Annotated in this window: 3 protein-coding genes; all 3 read right to left on the bottom strand. The window is 69.7% G+C overall.

What is annotated here, in order from left to right; genetic code table 11:
- Window positions 1-161 (bottom strand): ATP-binding cassette domain-containing protein (locus VGF12_RS01630; RefSeq protein ID WP_331174305.1); only part of this gene is annotated, 161 nt, incomplete at its 3' end.
- Window positions 158-1300 (bottom strand): sugar ABC transporter permease, encoded by a 1143-nt coding sequence (locus VGF12_RS01635; RefSeq protein ID WP_331174303.1) that lies wholly within the window; start codon window positions 1298-1300, stop codon window positions 158-160. The genes VGF12_RS01630 and VGF12_RS01635, both read right to left, overlap by 4 nt.
- An 8-nt stretch (window positions 1301-1308) precedes the next feature.
- The gene (locus tag VGF12_RS01640; RefSeq protein WP_414709969.1) at window positions 1309-2334 is read right to left on the bottom strand and encodes a substrate-binding domain-containing protein; all 1026 of its coding nucleotides are present in this window, start codon (window positions 2332-2334) and stop codon (window positions 1309-1311) included.
- Window positions 2335-2340: the final 6 nt, after the last annotated feature.

The following is a 2340-nucleotide window of genomic DNA, read 5'->3' on the forward strand; positions in this document are numbered from 1 at the left end:
AGCGCGCCGGCCAGCATCTGCATCAGCGTGGACTTGCCGGCACCGTTGTGACCCAGCACGGCCAGCACCTCCCCGGGCGACAGGCTCAGGGAGACGCCGTCGACCGCGTGCACGCCGCCAAAGGACTTGCGCGCCTCGCGCACTTCGAGCAACGCACTCATTTCTGCACCACACGATCGAAGACGACGGCCGCCACCAGCACCTGACCCAGCACCACCATGCGCCAGCCGATGCCTACGTCGGTCAGCAGCAGGCCGCTGTCGATGCTCTGGATGATGAGGGCGCCGAGCACCGTGCCGCCCACGCTGCCGCTGCCGCCCGCCAGGCTCACGCCGCCAATGACTGCCGCAGCGATGACGGTCAGTTCCATGCCCGTGCCCATGGAGTTCGTGCCCGCGTTCAGGCGGGCCATCGCGACGACGGCCGCCAATGCGACCAGCGCCGCAAGCAGCAGGTTGAGCTGGATCATCACGCGCCGCACCGGGATGCCGGCCAGCCGCGCCGCGTCGGGATTGCCGCCGATCGCATAGACGTAGCGGCCGAAGCGAGTGTGCTTGGCGACAAAGCCCAGCAACAGCACCACGGCCACCCAGATCACCAGCGGCAGCGGCAGGCCCTGGCCCTGCTCCTGGCCTTCAATGCGATAGGCGTTGAAGACGGCCACGGTGCCGAACACGGCGAAGGCCAGGAGGCCGGCCTTCAGAAGCGCATGCCTGGCGTCTCCAGGCTGTGCACCTGCCCGCGCCTGCGCGCGGCGCTGCACCCCCTGCCAGCCCCACACCAGCACGACGAGGCCCACGCCCAAGAGCCAGCTGCCCTGCTCGCCCAGCGAACCGTCCAGGCCCCCGCCCAGCGCCAGCAGCCAGGGCTCCGTGACGGGCTGCGTCTTGCCGTCTGCCACCAGGAAGGCCACGCCACGCAACGAGACCAGGCCGCCCAGCGTCACGACGAAGGACGGGATGCCGACGACCGCCGACAGCCACCCCTGGAACAGCCCCACGGCCAGCGCCAGCACGAGTCCGGCCAGCAGCGCCCCGATGACCGGCCAGCCCTGCGTGTATTGCAGCCAGGCCATCAGCACGCCCACGGCGCCCAACAGCGAGCCCACCGCGAGGTCGATCTGGCGCGCGACGATGATCAGTGCCATGCCGCAGGCCACGATGCCGACCACAGCCGTCTGCTGTGCAATGTTGTAGAGGTTCTCGGCCGTCAGGAAGCTGCCGGTGAGCAGGTGAAAGCCGATGGCGATGGCCACCAGCACGGCCGCCATGACGGCGAGCCGCTGGGTCTGGGCGCTCATCCCGACTCCTACTTGCAGACGGCCGGGGCCTTGGCGGCGTCGACGCCCCGGCAGACGACGGCCTTGGGCACCCAGCCGGCAGCGATGACCTGATCGAGGTTGGCCTGCGTGATGGCCACGGGCGCGAGGAACTTGGCCTGCAGGCTGACCTTGCGCTCGCCGCCCGCCCAGGCCGCGGCGCCCGGCACCTTTTGACCACCGGCCAGCTGCACGGCGGCCGCGGCGGCCTCCTTGCCCAGCACGCGCGAGTCCTTCCAGACCGACACGGTCTGCGTGCCCAGCGCCACGCGGTTCAGCGCGGCGTGGTCGGCATCCTGGCCGCTGACCGGCACACCCTTGATGCCCCGGCCGGCCAGCGCCGCGATGGCACCGCCAGCGGTGCCGTCGTTGCTGGCAACGACCGCATCGACGCCGCCCTTGAGGCGAGTCAAGATCTGTTCCATGTTCTTCTGCGCCACCTCGGGCTTCCAGCCGTCCGTGTATTCCTCGGCGACGATCTTCACGTCACCTTTCCTGACGGCGTCGGCCAAGGCATCTTGCTGGCCGGCGCGAAGGAAGTCGGCGTTGGGGTCGCTGGGCGAGCCCTTGATCATCACGTAGCGCCCCTGCGGCTTCACGGCCAGCACCGCCTTGGCCTGCAGGCGCCCGACCTCGCGGTTGTCGAAGGTCAGGTAGAAGACCTCGGGCGCCTCGATGAGGCGGTCATAGGCCACCACCGGCACCTTGCGCGCCTTGGCCTTGTTCAGCGCCGGCAGGATGGCGTCCTTGTCCATCGCAAGGATGATGAGCACCTTGGCCCCCTTGGCCAGCAGCGACTCGACGTCGCCGATCTGCTTCTCCGGCGAGCCGCCGGCGTCGGCGCTCACGTAGCTGGCCCCCAGGCGGGTCAGCTCCGCCTTGATGGCGGCCTCGTCGGTCTTCCAGCGCTCCTCCTGGAAGTTGGACCAGCTCACACCAACCACGGGGCCGGCGGCCAGCGCTGTCATCGAGGCCATCAGCAGCGCTGCCGCTGCCCACATCTGCTGTTTGCGCATCTTTCT

Origin of the sequence: Roseateles sp. (assembly GCF_036404855.1) — a bacterium.
Lineage (GTDB): Bacteria > Pseudomonadota > Gammaproteobacteria > Burkholderiales > Burkholderiaceae_C > Pelomonas.